This window comes from Pseudomonas fungipugnans (assembly GCF_029955235.1).
In the GTDB taxonomy this organism is placed as follows: Bacteria; Pseudomonadota; Gammaproteobacteria; order Pseudomonadales; family Pseudomonadaceae; genus Aquipseudomonas; species Aquipseudomonas fungipugnans.
The window spans coordinates 1,708,753-1,730,003 of the sequence record NZ_JARBWL010000002.1 but is presented as its reverse complement, the minus strand read 5'-3'; the positions used below and the strand labels follow the sequence as shown (position 1 = coordinate 1,730,003).

The following is a 21,251-nucleotide window of genomic DNA, read 5'->3' as shown; positions in this document are numbered from 1 at the left end:
TCACCTACAGCACAAATCCCAACATCCAGAAACAATTAAGCAGCCCGCAGGCAGCTCGCAAAACTGTTCCCGTTACGCGCACGTCACCCTCTTCAAGACCCTTCTGTGGCCTTTCTCCACGGCAACATGCCATCACGCTACTCGGCTACACACTTTTCCCGGCAAATCACGCGCACCAATAAAGCGCAGTCTATTTGGCGGCCGCCCTTTCCTGGATCAGAATCCACGGCGAAACCACCACTGCCCACAGCGCCGGATCGCGCTCGAAAAGATCCAGCGCCCGCGTTTCAGAGAGCTTGGCGACCTTGTCAGCAGCCAGCCAGGCAGCGACTTTCTCCCCTTCATCCTGAGCCACGGCCTCTGCGGCTGCGATCAAATCCAGGGCCGGGTCGACCCACAATAGGGCACCCCTGGCGAAGAACGGTTCCAGTTCCTTCCAACTAATAGATGCGGTCTCACCAAGCAGCTTGGCATAGAGGGTGCTAGGTTCTTGAGTCATGGGTCCTGTCCGGAAAAGAAATCGGCGTGAATGATAACGTCGGTGGTCTGGCAGAAAAACCCGGATGCAATTGCGTCACCGAAAGAAAAACGCAGGAAAGCCAGGGAATGCTGAGGTTTCAAGCAATTAGCCAGCTAACAGCCCGCCGCAATTCTGTATTTTTCTTTCAAAATAGCGACACCCTCAGGTTTTGCCCCCTGGCGCCAGCTTCCCAGGCCAACAATTGGCGCTCTACACTGTACCGGTACAGTTGCCGGGGGCATTTTCCGGAAGGTATCGAAGATATCTGACCCGGTTCTGCTGCTACGGCGCCAGGACTATAAAAACTACAACAGTAAGAGTGGAGCACTATGACTAAGGCTACTAAGCAGATTTCCAAACTGTTTGCCGCTATGGTTCTGGCCGGGGTTGCCAGCCATTCGTTCGCAGCCGACACCATCAAGATCGGCATCGCCGGCCCTAAAACCGGTCCTGTAGCCCAATACGGCGACATGCAGTTCAGTGGCGCCAGAATGGCCATCGAACAGATCAACGCCAAGGGCGGCGTCGACGGCAAGAAACTCGAAGCCGTTGAATACGACGATGCCTGCGATCCGAAACAAGCGGTGGCTGTTGCGAACAAAGTCGTCAACGACGGCGTCAAGTTCGTGGTCGGTCACCTGTGCTCCAGCTCCACTCAACCTGCTTCCGACATCTACGAAGACGAAGGCGTGATCATGATCACCCCGGCTGCCACCAGCCCGGACATCACCGCCCGTGGTTACAAAATGGTGTTCCGCACCATCGGCCTGGACAGCGCCCAGGGCCCTGCCGCTGGTAACTACATCGCCAAGTTCGTCAAACCGAAAATCGTTGCTGTCCTGCACGACAAACAGCAATACGGTGAAGGCATCGCCACCGCCGTTAAACAGACCCTCGAGAAAGATGGCGTGAAAGTCGCCGTGTTCGAAGGCATCAACGCTGGCGACAAAGACTTCTCCTCGATCATTTCCAAGCTCAAGCAAGCCAACGTCGACTTCGTCTACTACGGCGGCTACCACCCGGAGCTGGGTCTGATCCTGCGTCAAGCCCAGGAAAAAGGCCTGAAAGCCAAGTTCATGGGTCCGGAAGGCGTGGGTAACGACTCCATTTCGCAGATCGCCAAAGACGCTTCCGAAGGCCTGCTGGTGACCCTGCCGAAATCCTTCGACCAGGATCCGGCCAACGTCGCCCTGGCTGACGCGTTCAAAGCCAAGAAAGAAGACCCGAGCGGCCCGTTCGTATTCCCTTCCTACTCGGCTGTTGAAGTCATTGCCGGTGGTATCGCAGCTGCCAAGAGCGAAGACCCTGCCAAAGTGGCCGAAGCCATTCACGCAGGCACCTTCAAGACCCCGACTGGCGACCTGAGCTTCGACGCCAAGGGCGACCTGAAAGACTTCAAGTTCGTGGTCTACGAGTGGCACTTCGGCAAACCTAAAACTGAAGCTTCGCCTCAGTAAGGCGCTGCCTGACTGACTGCCAATAAAGCCCACGGCGTGCCGTGGGCTTTGTTTTACGAATGTACTGGGCCGCGCTTGCGTGATCCGCAAGTCTCCCCACCTGAAAATCTCAAAACCGTCATCAGCGGTTCGCTGGCAAACCTCGAAACCGAAGTGGATGCAGATCCACGGGCTCCGAGCGGGAAAATGACTCCACCAGTGAAATGCGTATCAGGTTTTTAGGAGCGCTGTAATGCCTGACATCTATCACTTCTTCCAACAGCTGGTTAACGGCCTGACCGTTGGCAGCACGTATGCCCTGATCGCCATCGGCTATACGATGGTTTACGGCATCATTGGAATGATCAACTTCGCCCACGGCGAGGTGTACATGATCGGCTCCTACGTGGCGTTCATCGCCATCGCCGGGCTGTCCATGATGGGACTCGACAGTGTCCCGCTGTTGATGACCGCGGCTTTCCTCGCGAGCATCGTCGTTACCAGTGCCTACGGTTACAGCATCGAACGGATCGCCTACCGCCCCTTGCGCGGCAGCAACCGTCTGATCCCGCTGATTTCCGCCATCGGCATGTCGATCTTCCTGCAGAACACGGTTCTGCTGGCGCAAGACTCCAAGGACAAATCCATTCCCAACCTGATCCCCGGCAACATCTCCTTCGGGCCAGGTGGCGCACATGAAGTGCTGATTTCGTACATGCAGATCGTCGTGTTCGTGGTGACGCTGATCGCCATGCTCGGCCTGACAATGTTCATCTCCCGCTCTCGTCTGGGTCGCGCCTGCCGCGCCTGTGCCGAAGACATCAAGATGGCCAACCTGCTGGGTATCAACACCAACAACATCATCGCCCTGACCTTCGTCATCGGTGCAGCGCTGGCGGCGGTCGCGGCCGTTTTGCTGAGCATGCAATATGGCGTGATCAATCCGAACGCCGGTTTCCTCGTCGGCCTCAAGGCCTTCACCGCAGCAGTACTGGGCGGTATCGGCAGCATTCCCGGCGCCATGCTCGGCGGGCTGGTGCTTGGGGTGGCGGAAGCCTTTGGTGCCGATATCTTCGGCGACCAGTACAAGGACGTCGTGGCTTTCGGCTTGTTGGTTCTGGTGCTGTTGTTCCGGCCGACCGGCATTCTGGGCCGTCCGGAGGTTGAGAAGGTATGACTAAACATATTAAACAGGCGCTGTTCAGCGCCTTGCTGGTGTGGGCTGTGGCCTACCCGGTACTCGGTCTGAAACTGACCATCGTCGGCATCAACCTGGAAGTCCACGGCACCAGCAACACCACCCTGGCGATCATCGCGATCTGCTCGGTGCTGATGTTCCTGCGCGTGCTGTTCAACGATCCGATCAGCGCGGCGTGGAAATCCTCGCCAAGCATACCGATGATACCGGCCAGGGCCAGTAACTTCCTGACCCTGCCAACCACCCAGCGCTGGGTCATCATCGCGTTGATCGCCGGCGCCCTGGTGTGGCCGTTCTTCGGCTCTCGCGGTGCGGTGGACATCGCCACGCTGATCCTGATCTACGTGATGCTCGGCCTGGGCCTGAACATCGTGGTCGGTCTGGCCGGTCTGCTCGACCTGGGGTACGTCGGTTTCTATGCCGTCGGCGCCTACAGCTATGCGCTGCTGTCGCATTACTTTGGCCTGAGCTTCTGGATCTGCCTGCCGATTGCCGGGATGATGGCGGCCACCTTCGGCTTCCTGCTGGGTTTTCCGGTACTGCGCTTGCGTGGTGACTATCTGGCCATCGTGACGCTGGGCTTCGGTGAAATCATCCGTCTGTTCCTGCGGAACCTGACCGGCCTCACCGGCGGCCCGAACGGTATCAGCAACATTCCCAAGCCGACCTTCTTCGGCCTGAGTTTCGAGCGCACCGCCGCCGATGGCCTGCAAACGTTCCACGAGTTCTTCGGCCTGACCTACAACCCGGTCAACAAGGTGATTTTCCTGTACCTGGTGGCCCTGTTGCTGGCGCTGCTGGCCCTGTTCGTCATCAATCGTTTGCTGCGCATGCCCATCGGGCGTGCCTGGGAAGCGTTGCGTGAAGACGAAATCGCTTGCCGCGCACTGGGTCTCAACCCTACCGTCATCAAGCTCTCGGCCTTCACCCTGGGCGCCAGCTTCGCCGGTTTCGCCGGCAGCTTCTTTGCCGCCCGCCAAGGCCTGGTAACGCCGGAGTCGTTCACCTTCATCGAGTCGGCGATCATCCTCGCCATCGTGGTGCTGGGTGGCATGGGCTCGCAACTGGGCGTGATTCTCGCTGCCGTGGTGATGATCCTGTTGCCGGAAATGATGCGTGAGTTCAGTGAATACCGCATGTTGATGTTCGGCGCCTTGATGGTGCTGATGATGATCTGGCGTCCTCAAGGTCTGCTGCCGATGCAACGCCCACACATGGAGTTGCGAAAATGAGCCGCGAGATTCTTAAAGTCGACAATCTGAGCATGCGCTTCGGCGGCCTGCTGGCGGTCAACGGCGTGGCCCTGACCGTTATGGAAAAACAGGTCGTGGCACTGATCGGCCCCAACGGTGCGGGCAAGACCACCGTGTTCAACTGCCTGACCGGTTTCTACCGGCCAAGCGGCGGCAGCATCCTGCTGGACGGGCAAGCCATCGAGGGCTTGCCGGGCCATGAGATCGCCCGCAAAGGCGTGGTGCGCACCTTCCAGAACGTACGGTTGTTCAAGGACATGACGGCGGTCGAGAACCTGTTGATCGCCCAGCACCGTCACCTGAACACCAACTTCCTGGCCGGTCTGTTCAAGACCCCGGCGTTTCGCAAGAGCGAACGCGAGGCCATGGAGTTTGCCGAGTACTGGCTGGACAAGGTCAACCTCACCGCGTTTGCCAACCGCCCGGCCGGCACCTTGGCCTATGGTCAGCAACGTCGCCTGGAAATCGCTCGCTGCATGATGACCCGCCCGCGGATCCTGATGCTCGACGAACCGGCTGCCGGCCTCAACCCCAAGGAAACCGAAGATCTCAAGGCGCTGATCAGCATGCTGCGCGAAGAGCACAACGTCACCGTGCTGCTGATCGAACACGACATGAAACTGGTCATGAGCATTTCCGACCACATCGTCGTGATCAACCAGGGCACGCCCCTGGCCGACGGCACGCCGGAACAGATCCGCGACAATCCTGAAGTGATCAAAGCCTACCTGGGGGAAGCGTAAATGCTGCAATTCGAAAACGTTTCCACCTTCTACGGCAAGATCCAGGCCCTGCACAACGTCAACGTGGAAATCCGCCAGGGCGAAATCGTTACCCTGATCGGGGCCAACGGCGCTGGCAAATCCACCCTGTTGATGACGCTCTGCGGTTCGCCCCAGGCTCACAGCGGCAGCATCACGTACATGGGTGAAGAGCTCGTGGGGCAGAGCTCGGCGCAGATCATGCGCAAGAGCATTGCGGTGGTGCCGGAAGGTCGTCGGGTGTTTGCCCGCCTGACCGTGGAAGAGAACCTCGCCATGGGCGGATTCTTCACCGACAAGGGCGACTATCAGGAACAGATGGACAAGGTTCTCGGACTTTTCCCACGCCTGAAAGAGCGCTTCAGCCAGCGCGGCGGCACCATGTCCGGCGGCGAACAGCAAATGCTCGCCATCGGCCGTGCGCTGATGAGCAAGCCCAAGCTGTTGCTGCTCGACGAGCCGTCGCTGGGTCTGGCACCGATCATCATCCAGCAGATCTTCGACATCATCGAACAGCTGCGCAAGGACGGTGTGACGGTGTTCCTGGTAGAGCAGAACGCCAACCAGGCCCTGAAAATCGCAGACCGTGCCTACGTGCTGGAAAACGGCCGGGTCGTGATGGAAGGCACCGGTGAAGCACTGCTGACCGACCCGAAAGTGCGCGAAGCGTATCTGGGTGGCTAAACCTTTGCGGTAAACAAAAAAACGGCCTTCGCGGGCCGTTTTTTTTTGCCTTGCGCACACCTCAAAAACAATGAAGATCCCCCTGAGGGAGCGGGCTTGCTCGCGAAAGCGGTGGATCAATCCACATCTCTATTGAATGTGAAACGGCCTTCGCGAGCAGGCTCGCTCCCACAGGTGTGTGGTGTCAGAGCGCCTCGGCAACCTGGCCTCTTGCAACCCGCTGCCCCCTCAACATCAACCCTCCGCCCAGCAGCAACAGGCAGGCAGCAATCAGGATGTAGCAGCCATAGACGTCCAGATGAGCGTCAAAACGCTCGTTCAGCTCTTGCGCCAGATAAAGAGTCTGGGAGCACACCAGCGTCCCGGCAAGCGACGCAATCGCCAGGATGGGGGTGATGGTTGCGGACACTCGCCCCATGTAACCAGCCGGGACGGCTTCCTGAAGCATCGGCCCCTGGACAACGGCAAACATCGCAAAGAACAACCCGCAGCAGAACATCAGCGCCCATGCCAGGTAGAACGGTGGCGTGAGCGAATACCCCAGATAACCCAGGCCCATGCACACAATGGAAGCGACAAACACTTGATGAATGCTGAGAAACTTCAATATCGGCCCCACCAGCAACGCCGCAATCAACCCGCCAATGGGAAATGCAGCCAGAATCAGACCGAACTCATAGGGGCTTAACCCCAGTGTTTTAAAGGCATACAAGGATAAAGCGACGCTATTGATCCCGAGCGAAAAGCCATACAACGCGATACCGATCAGCAAGGTGCGAATCGACGCATGCCCCCATGAAAACCGCAGGCCTGCCGACACCCCACCCCAGAATGAAGGCCGTTCCTGTTGCACCAGCAACGTGTTCCGAAGGCCTCGGGTGGCGACGATACACAGCGCCGAACAGCTAAAGGCCAATACATTGATCATCAGCGCCCACGCCGGCCCGACCGAGGCATACAGCGCAGGCCCCAAAGACGCCGACAGCACGGCGATGCCCGTCAGGGAAAACATCGCCTTGGCCGATGCACCCACCCGTTTGGCCGGCGGGATGACCACTTGCATGACCGCCTGACGCGAGGGGTTGAAAAACTGCGCAGCGCTGCTGTTCAGGAGCAACACGGCCAATACACCAAAAAGCACCTGCATCTTGTCGAGATCGAACAGCGAGTAGACCAGGACGAAAATCAGGAAGTTGGTCACCCTGATGGCGTCTGCCGCCATCATCACGTAGAGCGGTGTCATGCGATCAACCCAGGCCCCGGCCAACGGCGCTACCAGCACCCGTGGGATGGCCGAGGCGGCGACTGCCAACCCGACGGCACTCGGTAAAAAGGCACTGTCGCGAAACAGATCGGCGACCAGCCAGACGACGACCGTACTCTCGAACACAAACTCGCCAAAAGAAGAGAGCGCCTGGGCCAGCCACAAGAGTGAAAAGTTTCTGCTAATGAAAAAGTCTGCAAATCGGTTCTTCACACTCAAGGCACCTTACTGACGATCGCAACCGGAAAACAGGCGTTGTTCAACTTACAATTCACTGTTCTACATGAAAAAACACAAGACAAAGCCCCAGTATTCAGGGACATGAATCAAAATCGCGCACGGTGTCTATGGGCTGGGAAATAGCCAATATCATGCTCGGTGAGCTGGCGGTGAATCAGGCGCTGGAGCAGATTGATCCACAAAAGTCCGGCAGGGGGAGGTGAACCAGGGTTAACGTTGCAGCCTGTCCAACGCCTCTCCACTGCGCTTGAACCAGCCAATCAGATAATCCGCCAACACCTGCGTGCGTTTTGGCAAGCCGCCCTGATATGGATGAACCAGGTACATCGGCATGCGCCGCGTCTGATAATCACGCAGGAGCCAGCGCAAACGCCCATCAGCCAATTCCGTTTGCAGCAGGTACGACGGCAACCGCGCAACGCCGGCGCCGGCCAATGCCGCTTTCTTCAGCAAGTTGTAATGATTGCTGGCAAACGGCCCCGACACGCGCACCCGCAACAACTCGTGTTGCTGGTGATACAGCCATTCTTCGCGACCGCTGTAGTGACTATTCAGCAGGCAACGGTGTTCAGCCAGCGCCGCCGGCGTCTGCGGTTCGCCATATTGTTCAAGATAGGCCGGGCTGGCGCACGTCATCTCGTGCCAGGCCAGCAACGGGCGAGCCACTAGGCGTTCGTCATTGCCCACGTCGGAGCGGATCGCCAGGTCAAATCCGTCCCGGGACAAATCATGGAAGTGGTTGCTCAGGTCCAGCTCGATCTGCACCTCTGGGTACTTGCCGGAAAATTCCAGCAGCAGCCCTTCGAAGAACGTTTCCCCCAGTGAAACCGGCACCGTCATACGCACCGGGCCGGCCATGTCGTCCTTCAATCGAGCCAGGGCCTGACGCGCCCTGTCGACCTGGACTACCAGCGCTTGCGCCTGAGGCAGCAACGCCGCACCTGCCGCCGTCAGACTCAGGCGACGGGTGGTGCGTTGCAGCAACACCACGCCAAACCGCGTTTCCAGCAGGCTGATGCGTTTGGACAGTTGCCCCTTGCTACAGCCTAATTGCTGGGCCGCCAGGGTAAAACTCCCGGCTTCCATCAACACCGCGAACGCCGCCAGATCATCCATTTCGCTCATGGATTGTTTCCAATAGAAAACCAAAGGTTGCCTATTAGCACGCTTATCCACGGAAAAAACCACTCTAGACTGAAACCTCGTTCAAGCCCTTGAGGAAACAGCACGATGAAAGTTCTTTTGATAGGCGCAGGCGGCACCATCGGTTCGGCAGTCGACAAAGAGCTGTCCCAACGTCACGAAGTCATTCGGATTGGTCGCAGCAGCGGCGATTACCATGTGGATATCAGCGACAGTGCCTCGATCCGAAAACTGTTCGAACAGACCGGTAAATTCGACGCACTGGTCTGCGCTGCCGGCAACGTGACCTTCGCCGCGCTCGGCGAAATGACTGAGGAAAGCTTCGCCCTGGGCCTGAAAGACAAGCTGATGGGCCAGGTCAACCTGTTGCTGATCGGCCGTGAGTTCGCCAACGACGGCGCCTCGTTCACCTTCACCACTGGCGTCCTGAGCCACGATCCGATTCGCACGGGTGCATCGGCGGCGCTGGTCAACGGTGCGCTGGACAGCTTCGTGCGCGCCGCCGCCATCGAACTGCCGCGCGGCCTGCGCGTGAATTCGATCAGCCCGACCGTGCTGCTCGAAGCCATGGGCAGCTACGCGCCGTACTTCCGTGGCTACAAACCAGTGCCTGCGGCGGATGTGGCATTGGCTTACGCCAAAAGTGTGGAGGGCCTGCAAACCGGCCAAACATTTCACGTCGGTTAAGCCCGACTACCTGAACCGGATGCGATAACGGGTTGTGATGCGCGGTCAGGCTGAGTAACGTGGCGGCACTTGTCTGGAGAGCCAAAGATGCGTGTTGCCCGTTCCTTGATCGTTATTGCCCTGCTTCCGCTGTTCGCCGCCTGCCAGTTGCTCGATGGCCCGCGCCAGAGCGCCTCACACGTCGGCCAGACCCGTATGCAGGGTCAACTGATGGCGGTAGGCGGCAAGCTGCAGTTCCAGCCCTGCAATGAACAGCGCAGCTATGCGGTCAACGACACCGGTGGCACCAGTGTGCTGCAAGAGTTCGCGCACCTGGCCGATCAACAGGGCAAGCTGTTCGCCGACGTGCGTGGCCGTATCAAAACCAGTGGCGCCGACAGCAGCCTCGACCTGGAGCAGTTGTACCGCGTCGAACGTTCAGGCGCGCAATGCGACGACCCCAATTTCAAACTGCTGATCCTGCGCGCCAGCGGCCATGCACCTGAATGGAATGTCAAAGTCAGCGGCAAGGGCATGGTCATCGATCAGGCCGGTCAGCCAGCGCTGGCGGTGCCTTATGTTGAAGAACAACTGGGCGACGGCCGCTTCAATCTCAGCAGCGAAGCCAATGGCAAGCACATCGAACTCTGGGTGGCACCGCAACGTTGCGTCGACAGCACGACCGGCAGCGTCCAGCACATGACGGCCGAGCTGCGTATCGACGGTCAGGTGCAGCGCGGTTGCGGCTATTTCGGCGGCGGGCGTAACGACTGATCGTTTTTGCCTCACGGGACCGGCTTTTGGGGCCTATAATTGCGCCCTTCAAACGCCTTGGCGCAGTTGTGCGCCCCGCGAACCGGACCCTGTCATGTTACGAATCACTGAACTCAAGCTGCCGATCGACCATCCCGATGAAGACCTGCGCCCTGCCATCGTGCAGCGCCTGGGCATTGCCAGCGATGACTTGCTCGATTTCACCTTGTTCAAGCGCAGCTACGATGCGCGCAAAAAGTCCTCCGAGCTGTGCTTCATCTACACCATCGACCTCAGCGCCAAAGATGAGGCGGCGCTGCTGCACAAGTTCGCCGATGACCGTAACGTCAACGAAGCACCGGATGTCAGCTACAAACCTGTCGGCCAGGCGCCGGCGGATCTGCAACAACGCCCGATAGTCGTCGGTTTCGGCCCGTGCGGGATCTTCGCCGGCCTGCTGCTGGCGCAAATGGGCTTCAAGCCGATCATCCTCGAACGCGGCACCGAAGTGCGTCAGCGCACCAAGGACACCTGGGGCCTGTGGCGTAAAAACGTGCTCAACCCGGAATCCAACGTGCAATTCGGTGAGGGCGGCGCGGGGACGTTCTCCGACGGCAAGCTGTACAGCCAGATCAAGGACCCGAAATTCATCGGCCGCAAAGTCTTGCACGAGTTCGTCAAAGCGGGCGCGCCGGATGAAATTCTCTACGTCAGCAAACCGCACATCGGCACGTTCCGCCTGACCGGCGTCGTGGAGAACATGCGTGAGCAGATTCGCGCACTGGGCGGCGAAGTGCGCTTCCAGCAGCGCGTCACCGACGTGCTGATCGAAGACGGGCAACTGGTCGGCGTCGAGCTCAATGGCGGCGAACAGATTCATTCCAGACACGTGATTCTGGCCCTCGGTCACAGCGCTCGCGACACCTTCCGCATGCTCCACGGCCGTGGCGTGTTCATGGAAGCCAAACCGTTTTCGGTGGGGTTCCGCATCGAACACCCGCAATCGTTGATCGACCGCGCCCGCCTGGGCAAGTACGCCGGTCACCCGAAACTGGGGGCCGCCGATTACAAGTTGGTGCATCACGCCAAGAACGGCCGTTCGGTCTACAGCTTCTGCATGTGCCCGGGCGGCACGGTGGTGGCAGCGACGTCCGAACCGAATCGCGTCGTGACCAATGGCATGAGCCAATATTCGCGTAACGAGCGCAACGCCAACTCCGGGATCGTCGTCGGCATCACCCCGGAAGTGGATTATCCGGGCGGTCCGCTGGCCGGGATCGAGTTGCAGGAACGCCTGGAATCCCACGCCTTTGTCTTGGGCGGCAGCAACTACGAGGCGCCTGCGCAACTGGTGGGCGACTTTATTGCGGGCAAGCCGTCCACCGAGCTGGGCAGCGTCGAGCCGTCCTACAAACCCGGCGTAGCCTTGGGTGACTTGGCCCTGGCGTTGCCGGCGTTTGCCATTGAAGCCATTCGCGAAGCCTTGCCGGCGTTCGAGAAGCAGATTCGCGGCTATTCACTGCATGACGCGGTGTTGACCGGGATCGAGACCCGCACTTCGTCACCACTGCGTATCACCCGTAACGAGTCGATGCAGAGCCTGAACGTGAAAGGCTTGTTCCCGGCGGGCGAAGGCGCAGGTTATGCGGGGGGGATTTTGTCGGCGGGTGTGGACGGGATTCGCATCGCTGAAGCCGTGGCGCGCGACATCCTCGGTCTCGAGGCCTGACACGCACTCCTGGCAACAAAAAATTGTGGGAGCAAGCCCGCTCCCACATTTTGTTCTGCGGTGTGTCAGATGTTCGCTCGTAATACAGAGGCCGGCAGCGGCTCGCCACGCTCGACACTCGCCGTCACAGCCGCCATCAAGCCGCTTAATTCATACCCCTGGGCCTTGAGCCAGTCCTGATCGTAATAGGTGGTGGCATAACGTTCGCCACCATCGCACAGGATCGCCACGATCGACCCCGACTCCCCTGCCGCCACCATCTGCTGCGCCGCCATCAAGGCACCGATCAGGTTGGTCCCGCTTGAGCCTCCCACACGACGCCCCAGGCGCTGCGCCAGGTAATGCATGGCCGCCAGTGACAAAGCGTCCGGCACCTTGACCATCGCATCGATCACCTTGGGCAGGAACGACGCTTCCACCCGTGGCCGGCCAATGCCTTCAATCCGCGAACCGCAATCCAGACGAAGGCTGGCGTCACCGGTCTGGTAGTACTCGAAAAACACCGAACGTTCGGCATCGGCGCACAGCACGCGGGTGCAGTGCTGGCGATAACGCACGTAACGACCCAGGGTCGCCGTAGTGCCGCCGGTGCCGGGGCTGGAAATCAGCCAGCTCGGCTCCGGGTGCTGCTCGAAACGCATCTGCTGGAAGATCGATTCGGCGATATTGTTGTTCGCCCGCCAGTCGGTGGCGCGTTCGGCGTAGGTGAACTGGTCGATGAAATGCCCGTCGTGTTCGCGAGCCAGACGCTCGGACTCGGCGTAAATCTGCGTCGGGTCGTCCACCAGATGGCTCTTGCCACCGTAAAAGGCGATCTGTGCGATCTTCTCTTTGGACGTGGTCGCCGGCATCACCGCAATAAAAGGCAGCCCCAGCAACCTTGCGAAGTACGCCTCGGAAATCGCCGTCGAACCGCTGGACGCCTCGATCACCGGCGCACCGGGCTTGAGCCAGCCGTTACACAGTGCATAGAGAAACAACGAACGGGCGAGCCGGTGTTTCAGGCTGCCGGTGGGGTGGCTGGACTCATCCTTGAAGTACAACTCGATGCCCGGCAAACCCGGCAGCGGCAGGGGAATCAGGTGGGTATCGGCGCTGCGCTGGAAGTCAGCCTCGATAATGCGGATGGCTTCGCGGGCCCACTGTCGGTTGTCGCTCATGGTGGTCTTCTCGTTGAATCGGGCAAGAATCGGCCTCGTGACAAGGCTCAGCCCACAAGCTTAGGAAAAATCCTACACCCCGCACAGATACAGCTGAGGTTCAATATGCCGGCCAACTGCTAGGCTCATCTCCAGTCTGGCCGGGCCTGTGGCAATGACTTATAACAAAAAAGAATATAACTTTTGTTTTAACAACTAACGGTACGGGTTAGGGTGTGCCACCTTTTGAATTTATCGATGGAGAGCGACCTTGCCTCTGCGTAGCACTTTCACGCGTTTCTTCCAGTTGGAAGCCGCCAGCGGTCTGTTACTGATCGCCGCTGCAGCGCTTGCCCTGATCATCAACAATTCGCCGTTGTCGTGGCTGTACGCCAACTTCCTCGACGCGCCGGTGGTGGCGCAGGTCGGTGCGCTGCAAATCGCCAAACCGGCGCTGCTGTGGATCAACGATGGCCTGATGGCATTGTTCTTCCTGCTGATCGGCCTGGAAGTCAAACGCGAAGTCCTCGACGGTCAGCTGTCGAAGCCGTCGCAGATTGTCCTGCCCGGCGCCGCAGCGATTGGCGGCATGGTGGTGCCAGCGCTGATCTACTGGTTCCTCAACCGTGACAACCCCGCAGCACTTGGCGGCTGGGCCATTCCGATGGCTACCGACATTGCCTTCGCCCTCGGCGTACTCGCCCTGCTGGGCAAGCGTGTACCGGTGTCGCTGAAGCTGTTCCTGATGACGCTGGCGATCATCGACGACCTGGGCGCCATCATCGTCATTGCGATCTTCTACTCCGGCACGCTGTCGACCCTGTCGCTGGCGCTGGCCGGGACCTGCATCGTCGCGTTGATTGCGATGAACCGGCTGGGCGTGGTCAAGCTCGGACCGTACCTGATCATCGGCCTGATCCTCTGGGTCTGCGTGCTCAAGAGTGGCGTCCACGCCACGCTGGCCGGTGTGACCCTGGCCTTCTGCATTCCCTTGCGCACGAAAAATGCCGAACCTTCGCCATTGCTGACCCTGGAACACGCCCTGCACCCATGGGTCGCCTACGGCATCCTGCCGCTGTTCGCCTTCGCCAACGCCGGCCTGTCCCTGACCGGCGTGACCCTGGAAAGCTTCACCCACCACGTGCCGATGGGCATCGCGGTCGGCCTGTTGCTGGGCAAGACGCTGGGTGTGTTCGGCCTGACCTGGCTCGCGGTAAAAACCGGCATCGCCGCCCTGCCCCAAGGCGCCAACTGGGGCCAGGTACTGGGTGTGGCGATCCTCTGCGGGATCGGCTTTACCATGAGCCTGTTTGTCGGTTCCCTGGCTTTCGAGCCGGGCGTCAGTGACTACGCCGGCATGGATCGCATGGGCATTCTCACCGGTTCGATTCTGGCGGCACTGATCGGGTACACGGTGACCGCGATGGCGAGCCGTAAAAACACGGCGCTGCCGTCCTGAGAAACAGAGACAACGCCCGCCTTTGACAAAAAAACAGATTTCCAAGCCTATGCGATTGGGCTACCGCATGGTTGCGATGAGCAAATAAAAACCATAATGGGCTGAATGACAGAACAGCAAGGATGGGAAGGATATGATCTGACCCATGTGCAGCTATCAGCGCTTGAGACGCTGACAGGAAAACCGCTCCAAAACCCTCTCTATTATTTCCAGCTCACAGGCAATGGTTGAAACCCTATCAACATACCGTTGTATATGAAGACTGAAAATGTTCTCTCATCCCAAATAAAAACCCCCGACCAGTCACCCGGTCGGGGGTTTTGTTTTTCTACCCGTAACGCTTAGTGCGAAACGCGGCTAGTCCCACCAACAGTGGAAATCCGTACACGTTCGCCAACGCGGAACACTTCGTTTGGCTGAACTTCCTGGACGTAGGCGCGCATGCTGCCGTCGTCTTCGCGGACGGTGATTTCAACGCCCTGGGTGCGGGTCAGGCCTTCTTCGGCGGCGGAGCCGATCAGGCCGCCAGCGACGGCGCCCACCACTGCGGCCACAACACTGCCGCGACCGCCACCGATGGCGCTGCCGCCGACACCGCCGACCACAGCACCGGCAACGCCGCCGATTGGGGTCTTGGTGCCTTCGATTTTCACCGGACGCAGGGATTCGATGGTGCCCATGCGAATCGTCTGCACCCGACGCGCTTCGTCACGGGAGTAGGAGTCACCGGTCAGGCTGGATTGGCAGCCGGTGAGCAACATCGCCATCGTGGAAAAGGAAGCAACCAGCAGAACAGACTTACGCATAGCATCAAACTCCATAAGGACAGGTATTCATTAAACTCCGCAGCCTGATGCCTGTCACGACATGGCCCGGATAAAATTGGTTTCATTCAGGCCCGGTACAGGCCTTCTGATGTCACAACACAGTAGCGTCAAATGACGAAATTTGCCCCGTAAACCCAAGGATTTTCATGGATTACTTCATCATTGCCATCACGACCGTGGCCGGTTTGTACTTCCATTGGTGGCTGTACGTGCGGATCAAACGCTGGATGGACCGCGATCTGGCATTGTCGCTGGCAGGTCAGGATGAAGCGAAAAAAGCCTTCATGCTCCAACAATTGGCGCACGCCAGGGTGCAGAAGATCAAGCGTCGGGACCTGCCTCAGTGGCTTGAAGCCGCTGAAGCAGGCTATTGCGGTCGGTAGACTGCTTAAGGCGCCAGGCGTTCAAGAATCCAGTCGGCGCCCTGCTGACGGTAGTTGAGGCGGTCGTGCAGGCGGCTTGGCCGGCCCTGCCAGAATTCGATGCGCTCCGGCAACAAGCGATAACCGCCCCAGTGTTCGGGGCAATCAGGCTGGCTGTCGCTGAAGCGCTGCTCGGTGGCCTTGAGCAGTTCTTCAAGCTCGCCGCGACCGGCAATCACCCGGCTCTGGGGCGAAGCCCAGGCGCCGAGTCGGCTGCCCAGCGGACGGACCTGATAGTAAGCGTCGGACTCTTGAGGCGTGACCTTCACCACCCGACCTTCGATGCGTACCTGACGCTCCAGCGTCGGCCAGAAAAACGTCATGGCCGCGAACGGGTTCGCGGCCAGATGCTGGCCCTTGGCGCTGTCGTAGTTGGTGAAGAAGGTGAAGCCCTTTGCGTCCAGGCCCTTGAGCAGCAGAATCCGGCAATGCGGGCGACCATCCTGATCGACCGTGGCCAGGGTCATGGCGTTGGCCTCCACCGGCGCCTGCTCGGTTTTCACCGCGTCGGCGAACCATTGGTGGAATAGCGCGAACGGCTCGGCAGGGGCTTGCGCCTCGGTCAAGCCGTCGCGGGTGTAGTCGCGACGCATATCAGCCAGGGCCTGGCTCATGGCACATTCCTTCTGGTTGATGATCAGTTCTTCGCGGCGTCCGTTGCTGCGACTTTCTTAGTATCGGCATCAGCCTTGGCTGGAGCAGTTTTCTTCGCTGCTGCTTTGGCCGGGGCTTTCTTGGCTGCGACTTTCTTGGCTGGAGCCTTTTTGGTAGCGGCGGCTTTTTTGGCTGCTGGCGCTGGAGCAGGTGCCGTCGCCGGCTTGACGTCCTGAGCGGCAATCATCACCGGTGCCGGCATCGGCATGTTGTACTTGCTCAACAATGCCACCATGGTGTTTTGCTGAGTCACCAGCATTTCCACACGGCGGTTCAAGGCACGGCCTTGCTCGCTGTCGTTGGCGGCACGCGGGGCATCACCGCCCAGGCCACGCATCATCAGGCGATCACGTTTCAGACCGCTGAGGCTGAAGATCGCCGCGACGGACTGAGCTTGTTGCATGCTCAGTTTCTGGTTATCAGGTGCAGCGCCGGTCGTATCACTGTTGCCCAGGATCAGCACGGCGGTTTTCGGATCGACTTCAAGGATTTTCGCGACACGGCTGAACGGGCCAAGGGTCACAGGCAGCAGCATGGTCGGACGTTTCGGGTTGAACGAGCCTTCTACCGGCGCGATCACGACCAGCACATTGTCACGACGCTCAAGTTGCAGGTTGCTGTCCTTGATGGCGGCGCGCAGGCGTGGCTCATAGTCGTCAAGCCAGGCCTGGGTAACTTTTGGATCCGGCATCGGTATGGCCTTGGCAGCAGGCTGGCCCTTGGCCGCGCCTTGGTCCTTGGCACCGAACGGCCACCACCAGTTGCCACCGGTATCGGCCTTGGCCACGGTAGCAGGCTGAGCGGCTGGCGTTGGCGCAACGGCAGCTTTGGCGTCCGGCTTGGCTGCGCTGTCTGCGGAAGCGAAAGGCCAGTACCAACGAGTGCCACTGTCCGTCGCAGCCACTGGCGCGGTTGCCGCTGGTTGCAGCGGTGCCGGCGCAGCAGCGGCGCCAGCAGCAGCGGTTTTCACCGGCGCCGGTGTTGCAGCGGTGGCAGGCTTGGCCGGTGCGGCAGGAGCGGTCGAAGCCGCCGCCACAGCGCCCGTGTCCTTGACCGTCACTTTGTCGGTGGAACCGAACTGCCACCAGTGGCCGCCGTCGGCGTCATTTTGCGGAGTTTGCGCGCAACCCGTGATAGCGAAGCACACTGCCAAAGCGAGAGATTTGTTGTATGACATTGGATTTCCACAAAATGAAGTAATGAACAATCAGGCCCGAATCGGACCGCATAACAGACGCATTGAATCAAAAAAAGTTACGTAATTCCTGTTCAGGAACTATCAACAAAGCATTACAGACAAGTTGCAAGAACCCGCACAAGTTTCTGTGCTCGCGGATCCATCAATACATAAGGCCCCAAGGTATTTGTCACAAAGCCAAAGGCTACATCATGTTCTGGATCAGCAAAACCGATGGAGCCACCAGCCCCCGGATGTCCGAATGCCCGTGGGCCGAGGCCGTAGGTGGCGTTCGCAACGTCTGGTTGATCGAGCATGCACCCCAGGCCAAAACGGGTCCGGGTCAATAAAGTCTTGTCTTCGCCAAGGCTGTGTTCGCGGGTCAGTTCATCCAGCAGTTCGCCTTCCAGCAAACTACCGTCCAGCAATCCCGTGTAGAACCCCGCCAGGCTGCGAGCATTACCATGGCCGTTGGCCGCCGGTTGCTGCATACGCCGCCACTCCGGTTTATTGGTACTGGTCATGATAGACGGCGGATTGGTAAATGCCCGTGTCGTCATCGCCGTCGGCTCACGCATGGTGACTTGCAGCAAGCGCTGAGCCGCTGCATCCCCTGCATTACCCTTGCCCCTGGCGATATGCGCCACGCGGTAGAACTCTTCGTCGGCCAGGCCGACATGGAAGTCCAGCCCCAGCGGCTTGGCAACCCGCGCGACGATGGATTCCCCCGGCCCGCGACCGTCAGCACGGCGCAACAACTCGCCAACCAGCCAGCCGTAAGTGATCGCCGCGTAACCGTGGCCTTCTCCTGGCGTCCACCAGGGCGCCTCGGCAGCCAGCGCATCGACCATGGTTTGCCAGTCGTACAGCGCCTCTGGCGCCAGCAGCTCGCGCAAGGCTGGCAGACCGGCCTGATGGCAGAGCAATTGGCGCAGCGTAACGGATTCTTTGCCCGCCGCCGCGAATTCAGGCCAGTAGCGGGCAACAGGCGCATCGAGTTGCAGCTTGCCTTCGGCCACCAGTTGCAGCGCGGTGACGGCGGTAAAGGTTTTGGTGCAGGAGAACAGGTTGGCGATGGTATCGCTGTGCCAGGCTTCGCTGCCGTCCTTGTCGGACGTGCCGGCCCAGAGATCGAGAACAGTTTCGCCGCCGATCTGAATACACAAAGCCGCGCCGCGCTCCTGAGGATCCTCGAACAACGCCGCGAAAGCTTCGCGCACGGCTTCGAATTTAAGCTCGTAATGACCTTGAATCAGCACCCGCGACGCTCCCCCGGATTAACGGTTACAAATTGGCTCGCATTGTTCCAGTAGTTGAAGGTTTTGGGAACAGTTGCGGGCCAGGCGGTTATGCCCATGAATCTGTTCAAAAAGCCATTGTGGCGAGGGAGCTGGCTCCCGCTGGGCAGCGAAGCGGCCCTTTCTTTAAAAAGAAGGGGCTGCTGCTTAGTCCAGCGGGAGCAAGCTCCCCCGCCACAGGGGCAATCAGAACTCAATGGCCATTGCCGGAATGCCCACCGGCGTGCCCGGCGCCCTGCCCCGCGCCTTTGCCCGCATCGGCTTTGCGCCCGCCTGCGGTTTCCTGGTTGGCTTTGTCCGCTTCGGCCTTGGCCTTTTCGGCCTCTTTGCCCAACTGATCAACGGTCGCCAGATTGCTCTTGCGCACACTCTCGACGAAGCCCTGGAACGGCAGATCTGTGATGCCCACCAGACCGAAATGGCCATTCTCGCCATCCAGCAGGCGCCCGGTCACCGGCTGATCGAGGTACTGGAACCAGTGCACCCCGACAATCGATGGCTCACTCAGTGCCTGTTTGAGGAAGTTGGCGTATGCCGTCCCGCGATCCTCTTCCCTGGCCAACTGCGTCACGCCACCCCAGAACGGGCCGCGATCCGCCGAGCCAAAGTTGAATTCGGTGATCAGCACCGGTTTATCCAGGCTGCGCAGTTTGGCGAAGTCATAACCGTCCTGCGGCCGCAGGGTGTACATGTTGAAGCTCAATACGTCGCAATACTGTGCGCAAGACTCCACCGCTTCCGGGGTGCTGATGGCGAAACGACCGCCAAGCAGCAACTGGTTCGGCGCGTGCCATTTCAGCGAATCGGAGATGGTCTTGAAGTACGTGTCGGCAAAGACCTTCTGGAAATATTTCAGGTCAGCTTCGATTTCCGGGTGTTCGGCACTTGGCAGCGGGGCCACGAAGCCCGGGTCTTCCATCAGTTCCCAGGCTGGCAGGTCAATGCCCCAGGCTTTCGACAAACCGGCCTGATTGCGGTACTTGTCGCGCAATTGCTTGAGAAACGCCCGTTTGGCCGGCACGTCGGTGGTCATTTTCAAGGTGTTGTAGGCCAGCGCATAACGGGCCTTCGGATCGTCGCCAGGACCGGCCCAGGCCAGCTCGTTGTCGGCGAAGTAGCCGATCAGCCACGGATCGTCACGGTGGTCGCGCGCGGCAATGGCCACGGCACGTTCGGTGGCCATGGCGAAACGCGGGTCGAACGGGTCGGGCATGCCGCCCCACCAGTCGGTGCCGGTGCTGATGCTGGCGTAATCACCGACGATCGACAGCGGCAGCGTGTACGGAACGCGGTCAGCCTCGGCCAACGACGGTGCGCTCCAGTTCCCGACGGTGTTGAAGCCCCAGGCTTGCAGGCGATCCAGGGTATGGCTGGCCCAGTTTTTCTCATCGATTGCATCGGGTTTGCAAGGCGCGGCAGCCGGTTTCTCGGCGGTCTGTGCATCCGCTTTGGCCGCATCAGCCACGCCCGCCTTGGTTTCGCTGGTCACCACACACGGCTGACCATAAAGCCGCTGCACGTTGGCGCCATAGAAGTCATACCAGCGACCGGCGTTGTAGGCGCGGCCCTGATCGACGCCGTTGCCGCCACGGTTATCGCCTTCGCCATAGTGGCTGGCCAGTGGTTCATCGGCCTTGGGCAGGGATTCGAACATCCACTCGCGCCCGGCAATGTAAGTCTGGTCGGCATCCGGTGCGACGGTGTTGACGCCCAGTGAGTAGAACGGATGGCCTTGCGGGGTCACCAGATACCAGCGACCGTCACGCTTCTCTGTACGGAAAAAGCCGCTGGCCTTGAACGCCGGGCCTTTGCTCCAGCCACCGAATTTGTCCAGTGAGGACTTTTCGCGCTCGGCCAGCCAGGTTTTCAGCTGTTGCTGTTCCTTGGCGGCGGCGGCTTTGAGTTGCTCGTCGCTGCTGATTTTCTCCGGCCATTTGGCTCGCGTCGATTGACCGTAGGCATCAACCAGAGCGCCATAGGCTGCTTTGGTCACGGCCTCGCCGTCCTGCACGCCGAAGCGCTCCAGCAGAATGCTCTGGGCGACTTTCGGCTGGTCCATCGACACGCTGACCGACACCACTTGGCTGCGGTCTATCTCACCGGTACTGCTGGCGAGCAACACGCGTTGCCCCTCGAACGTCATCGGCATTGGCGGTCCGGCCTTCATGCCCTGGCTCAACGGCGAACTCGCCACCAGCGGCACCAGCAGGGTTTGCGCAGGGCCGGCTGGCAGGTCGACGCGGCTGGTCAGGGTCCGGCCGTCGTTGCTCTGGATCGTCACGTACAGGGTCACAGCCCAGTTCATCGCGCTTTGCAGGCGCAAGCTCATCATGCCCGACTGTGACCAGTCCCAGGCGCCGGTTTGTGGGGCCAGGCTCAGGGTCGGCCGGGCCACCGGATTAAACGTCACCCGGCGCAGCACCTCGCCTTCGGCCGTTTGCTCGGCGTTGGATTGCGGCAGGCTGGCGTCCTGCGTCGCCACCTTGACCACATCGGCGGGGCGCACAAAGTTGAACAGCGTCTGCTGACCGGCGGGGGCGGCCAACAACGGTGTAGCGAACATCAGGGCAAAAACAGCGGGCAACGAACGGCGAATCATGAGAACGAAATTCTCCCTTGCGACCAACA

General features: G+C 59.9%; 20 protein-coding genes. 11 read left to right on the top strand and 9 right to left on the bottom strand.

Annotated features, from left to right (window positions below):
• Positions 1-190 precede the first annotated feature (190 nt).
• Complete coding sequence (locus POF45_RS22820; RefSeq protein WP_282316822.1) at positions 191-499, bottom strand: DUF2288 domain-containing protein; 309 nt, start codon at positions 497-499, stop codon at positions 191-193.
• A gap of 26 nt (positions 500-525) precedes the next feature.
• Between POF45_RS22820 and POF45_RS22815 the strand changes: the two genes are divergently transcribed.
• From POF45_RS22815 to POF45_RS22790, 6 genes are all read left to right on the top strand, one after another.
• On the top strand, positions 526-789 hold the full coding sequence (locus POF45_RS22815) for a hypothetical protein (protein WP_259500165.1): 264 nt from the start codon (positions 526-528) through the stop codon (positions 787-789).
• A 60-nt stretch (positions 790-849) separates the two neighbouring features.
• Positions 850-1,977, top strand: a complete 1,128-nt coding sequence (locus POF45_RS22810) for a branched-chain amino acid ABC transporter substrate-binding protein (RefSeq protein WP_259500164.1) — start codon at positions 850-852, stop codon at positions 1,975-1,977.
• A 232-nt stretch (positions 1,978-2,209) separates the two neighbouring features.
• Positions 2,210-3,133 (top strand): high-affinity branched-chain amino acid ABC transporter permease LivH, encoded by a 924-nt coding sequence (gene livH / locus POF45_RS22805; protein WP_259500162.1) that lies wholly within the window; start codon positions 2,210-2,212, stop codon positions 3,131-3,133.
• Positions 3,130-4,386 (top strand): high-affinity branched-chain amino acid ABC transporter permease LivM, encoded by a 1,257-nt coding sequence (locus tag POF45_RS22800; protein ID WP_259500160.1) that lies wholly within the window; start codon positions 3,130-3,132, stop codon positions 4,384-4,386. Before livH ends, POF45_RS22800 begins: the two co-directional genes overlap by 4 nt.
• The gene (gene livG, locus POF45_RS22795) at positions 4,383-5,150 is read left to right on the top strand and encodes a high-affinity branched-chain amino acid ABC transporter ATP-binding protein LivG (protein ID WP_259500158.1); all 768 of its coding nucleotides are present in this window, start codon (positions 4,383-4,385) and stop codon (positions 5,148-5,150) included. Before POF45_RS22800 ends, livG begins: the two co-directional genes overlap by 4 nt.
• A complete protein-coding gene (locus tag POF45_RS22790) occupies positions 5,151-5,852 on the top strand; it encodes an ABC transporter ATP-binding protein (RefSeq protein WP_259500156.1) in 702 nt (233 codons plus the stop codon).
• A 184-nt stretch (positions 5,853-6,036) separates the two neighbouring features.
• Here the strand turns inward: POF45_RS22790 and POF45_RS22780 are convergent, their stop codons facing one another.
• A complete protein-coding gene (locus POF45_RS22780; protein ID WP_282316821.1) occupies positions 6,037-7,329 on the bottom strand; it encodes an MFS transporter in 1,293 nt (430 codons plus the stop codon).
• A gap of 237 nt (positions 7,330-7,566) precedes the next feature.
• The gene (locus POF45_RS22775) at positions 7,567-8,481 is read right to left on the bottom strand and encodes a LysR family transcriptional regulator (protein ID WP_282316820.1); all 915 of its coding nucleotides are present in this window, start codon (positions 8,479-8,481) and stop codon (positions 7,567-7,569) included.
• 105 nt (positions 8,482-8,586) lie between these two features.
• Between POF45_RS22775 and POF45_RS22770 the strand changes: the two genes are divergently transcribed.
• The 3 genes from POF45_RS22770 (at position 8,587) to POF45_RS22760 (ending at position 11,647) form a co-directional block, all read left to right on the top strand.
• On the top strand, positions 8,587-9,186 hold the full coding sequence (locus POF45_RS22770; RefSeq protein WP_282316819.1) for a short chain dehydrogenase: 600 nt from the start codon (positions 8,587-8,589) through the stop codon (positions 9,184-9,186).
• 87 nt (positions 9,187-9,273) lie between these two features.
• On the top strand, positions 9,274-9,939 hold the full coding sequence (locus POF45_RS22765; RefSeq protein ID WP_259500151.1) for a COG3650 family protein: 666 nt from the start codon (positions 9,274-9,276) through the stop codon (positions 9,937-9,939).
• Positions 9,940-10,033: 94 nt separating this feature from the next.
• On the top strand, positions 10,034-11,647 hold the full coding sequence (locus POF45_RS22760; RefSeq protein ID WP_259500149.1) for an NAD(P)/FAD-dependent oxidoreductase: 1,614 nt from the start codon (positions 10,034-10,036) through the stop codon (positions 11,645-11,647).
• Between the two features lie 65 nt (positions 11,648-11,712).
• Here POF45_RS22760 and POF45_RS22755 read toward each other — a convergent pair whose 3' ends face one another.
• Positions 11,713-12,807, bottom strand: a complete 1,095-nt coding sequence (locus POF45_RS22755) for a PLP-dependent cysteine synthase family protein (protein WP_259500147.1) — start codon at positions 12,805-12,807, stop codon at positions 11,713-11,715.
• 250 nt (positions 12,808-13,057) lie between these two features.
• Here POF45_RS22755 and nhaA point away from each other — a divergent pair, with 250 nt between their 5' ends.
• The gene (nhaA, locus tag POF45_RS22750) at positions 13,058-14,245 is read left to right on the top strand and encodes a Na+/H+ antiporter NhaA (RefSeq protein WP_259500145.1); all 1,188 of its coding nucleotides are present in this window, start codon (positions 13,058-13,060) and stop codon (positions 14,243-14,245) included.
• A 341-nt stretch (positions 14,246-14,586) separates the two neighbouring features.
• Here the strand turns inward: nhaA and POF45_RS22745 are convergent, their stop codons facing one another.
• Entirely contained in the window at positions 14,587-15,051 is a 465-nt protein-coding gene (locus POF45_RS22745) for an outer membrane lipoprotein (RefSeq protein ID WP_259500143.1), read from the bottom strand.
• 167 nt (positions 15,052-15,218) lie between these two features.
• Between POF45_RS22745 and POF45_RS22740 the strand changes: the two genes are divergently transcribed.
• Positions 15,219-15,455, top strand: coding sequence for a hypothetical protein (locus POF45_RS22740; RefSeq protein ID WP_259500141.1), 237 nt, complete (start codon positions 15,219-15,221; stop codon positions 15,453-15,455).
• Positions 15,456-15,460: 5 nt separating this feature from the next.
• Here POF45_RS22740 and pdxH read toward each other — a convergent pair whose 3' ends face one another.
• The 4 genes from pdxH to POF45_RS22720 all read right to left on the bottom strand — a co-directional run bounded on the left by pdxH (position 15,461) and on the right by POF45_RS22720 (position 21,222).
• Complete coding sequence (pdxH, locus tag POF45_RS22735; RefSeq protein WP_259500139.1) at positions 15,461-16,108, bottom strand: pyridoxamine 5'-phosphate oxidase; 648 nt, start codon at positions 16,106-16,108, stop codon at positions 15,461-15,463.
• A gap of 23 nt (positions 16,109-16,131) precedes the next feature.
• A complete protein-coding gene (locus tag POF45_RS22730; protein ID WP_282316818.1) occupies positions 16,132-17,325 on the bottom strand; it encodes an OmpA family protein in 1,194 nt (397 codons plus the stop codon).
• A 113-nt stretch (positions 17,326-17,438) separates the two neighbouring features.
• Positions 17,439-18,584 carry a serine hydrolase domain-containing protein gene (locus POF45_RS22725; protein WP_282316817.1) on the bottom strand — a complete coding sequence of 382 codons (1,146 nt, stop codon included), beginning with the start codon at positions 18,582-18,584 and terminating at the stop codon, positions 17,439-17,441.
• A gap of 232 nt (positions 18,585-18,816) precedes the next feature.
• Entirely contained in the window at positions 18,817-21,222 is a 2,406-nt protein-coding gene (locus POF45_RS22720) for a beta-agarase (RefSeq protein WP_259500133.1), read from the bottom strand.
• Positions 21,223-21,251: the final 29 nt, after the last annotated feature.

What these genes read in the sequence shown, in the direction of transcription:
- livH (WP_259500162.1), top strand. Translation starts at nt 2,210, where the DNA reads ATGCCTGACATCTATCACTTCTTCCAACAGCTGGTTAACGGCCTGACC.
- POF45_RS22730 (WP_282316818.1), bottom strand. Translation starts at nt 17,325, where the DNA reads ATGTCATACAACAAATCTCTCGCTTTGGCAGTGTGCTTCGCTATCACG.
- POF45_RS22740 (WP_259500141.1), top strand. Translation starts at nt 15,219, where the DNA reads ATGGATTACTTCATCATTGCCATCACGACCGTGGCCGGTTTGTACTTC.
- POF45_RS22720 (WP_259500133.1), bottom strand. Translation starts at nt 21,222, where the DNA reads ATGATTCGCCGTTCGTTGCCCGCTGTTTTTGCCCTGATGTTCGCTACA.
- POF45_RS22765 (WP_259500151.1), top strand. Translation starts at nt 9,274, where the DNA reads ATGCGTGTTGCCCGTTCCTTGATCGTTATTGCCCTGCTTCCGCTGTTC.
- POF45_RS22760 (WP_259500149.1), top strand. Translation starts at nt 10,034, where the DNA reads ATGTTACGAATCACTGAACTCAAGCTGCCGATCGACCATCCCGATGAA.
- POF45_RS22755 (WP_259500147.1), bottom strand. Translation starts at nt 12,807, where the DNA reads ATGAGCGACAACCGACAGTGGGCCCGCGAAGCCATCCGCATTATCGAG.
- POF45_RS22745 (WP_259500143.1), bottom strand. Translation starts at nt 15,051, where the DNA reads ATGCGTAAGTCTGTTCTGCTGGTTGCTTCCTTTTCCACGATGGCGATG.
- POF45_RS22770 (WP_282316819.1), top strand. Translation starts at nt 8,587, where the DNA reads ATGAAAGTTCTTTTGATAGGCGCAGGCGGCACCATCGGTTCGGCAGTC.
- POF45_RS22775 (WP_282316820.1), bottom strand. Translation starts at nt 8,481, where the DNA reads ATGAGCGAAATGGATGATCTGGCGGCGTTCGCGGTGTTGATGGAAGCC.
- pdxH (WP_259500139.1), bottom strand. Translation starts at nt 16,108, where the DNA reads ATGAGCCAGGCCCTGGCTGATATGCGTCGCGACTACACCCGCGACGGC.
- POF45_RS22790 (WP_259500156.1), top strand. Translation starts at nt 5,151, where the DNA reads ATGCTGCAATTCGAAAACGTTTCCACCTTCTACGGCAAGATCCAGGCC.
- POF45_RS22810 (WP_259500164.1), top strand. Translation starts at nt 850, where the DNA reads ATGACTAAGGCTACTAAGCAGATTTCCAAACTGTTTGCCGCTATGGTT.
- livG (WP_259500158.1), top strand. Translation starts at nt 4,383, where the DNA reads ATGAGCCGCGAGATTCTTAAAGTCGACAATCTGAGCATGCGCTTCGGC.
- POF45_RS22800 (WP_259500160.1), top strand. Translation starts at nt 3,130, where the DNA reads ATGACTAAACATATTAAACAGGCGCTGTTCAGCGCCTTGCTGGTGTGG.
- POF45_RS22820 (WP_282316822.1), bottom strand. Translation starts at nt 499, where the DNA reads ATGACTCAAGAACCTAGCACCCTCTATGCCAAGCTGCTTGGTGAGACC.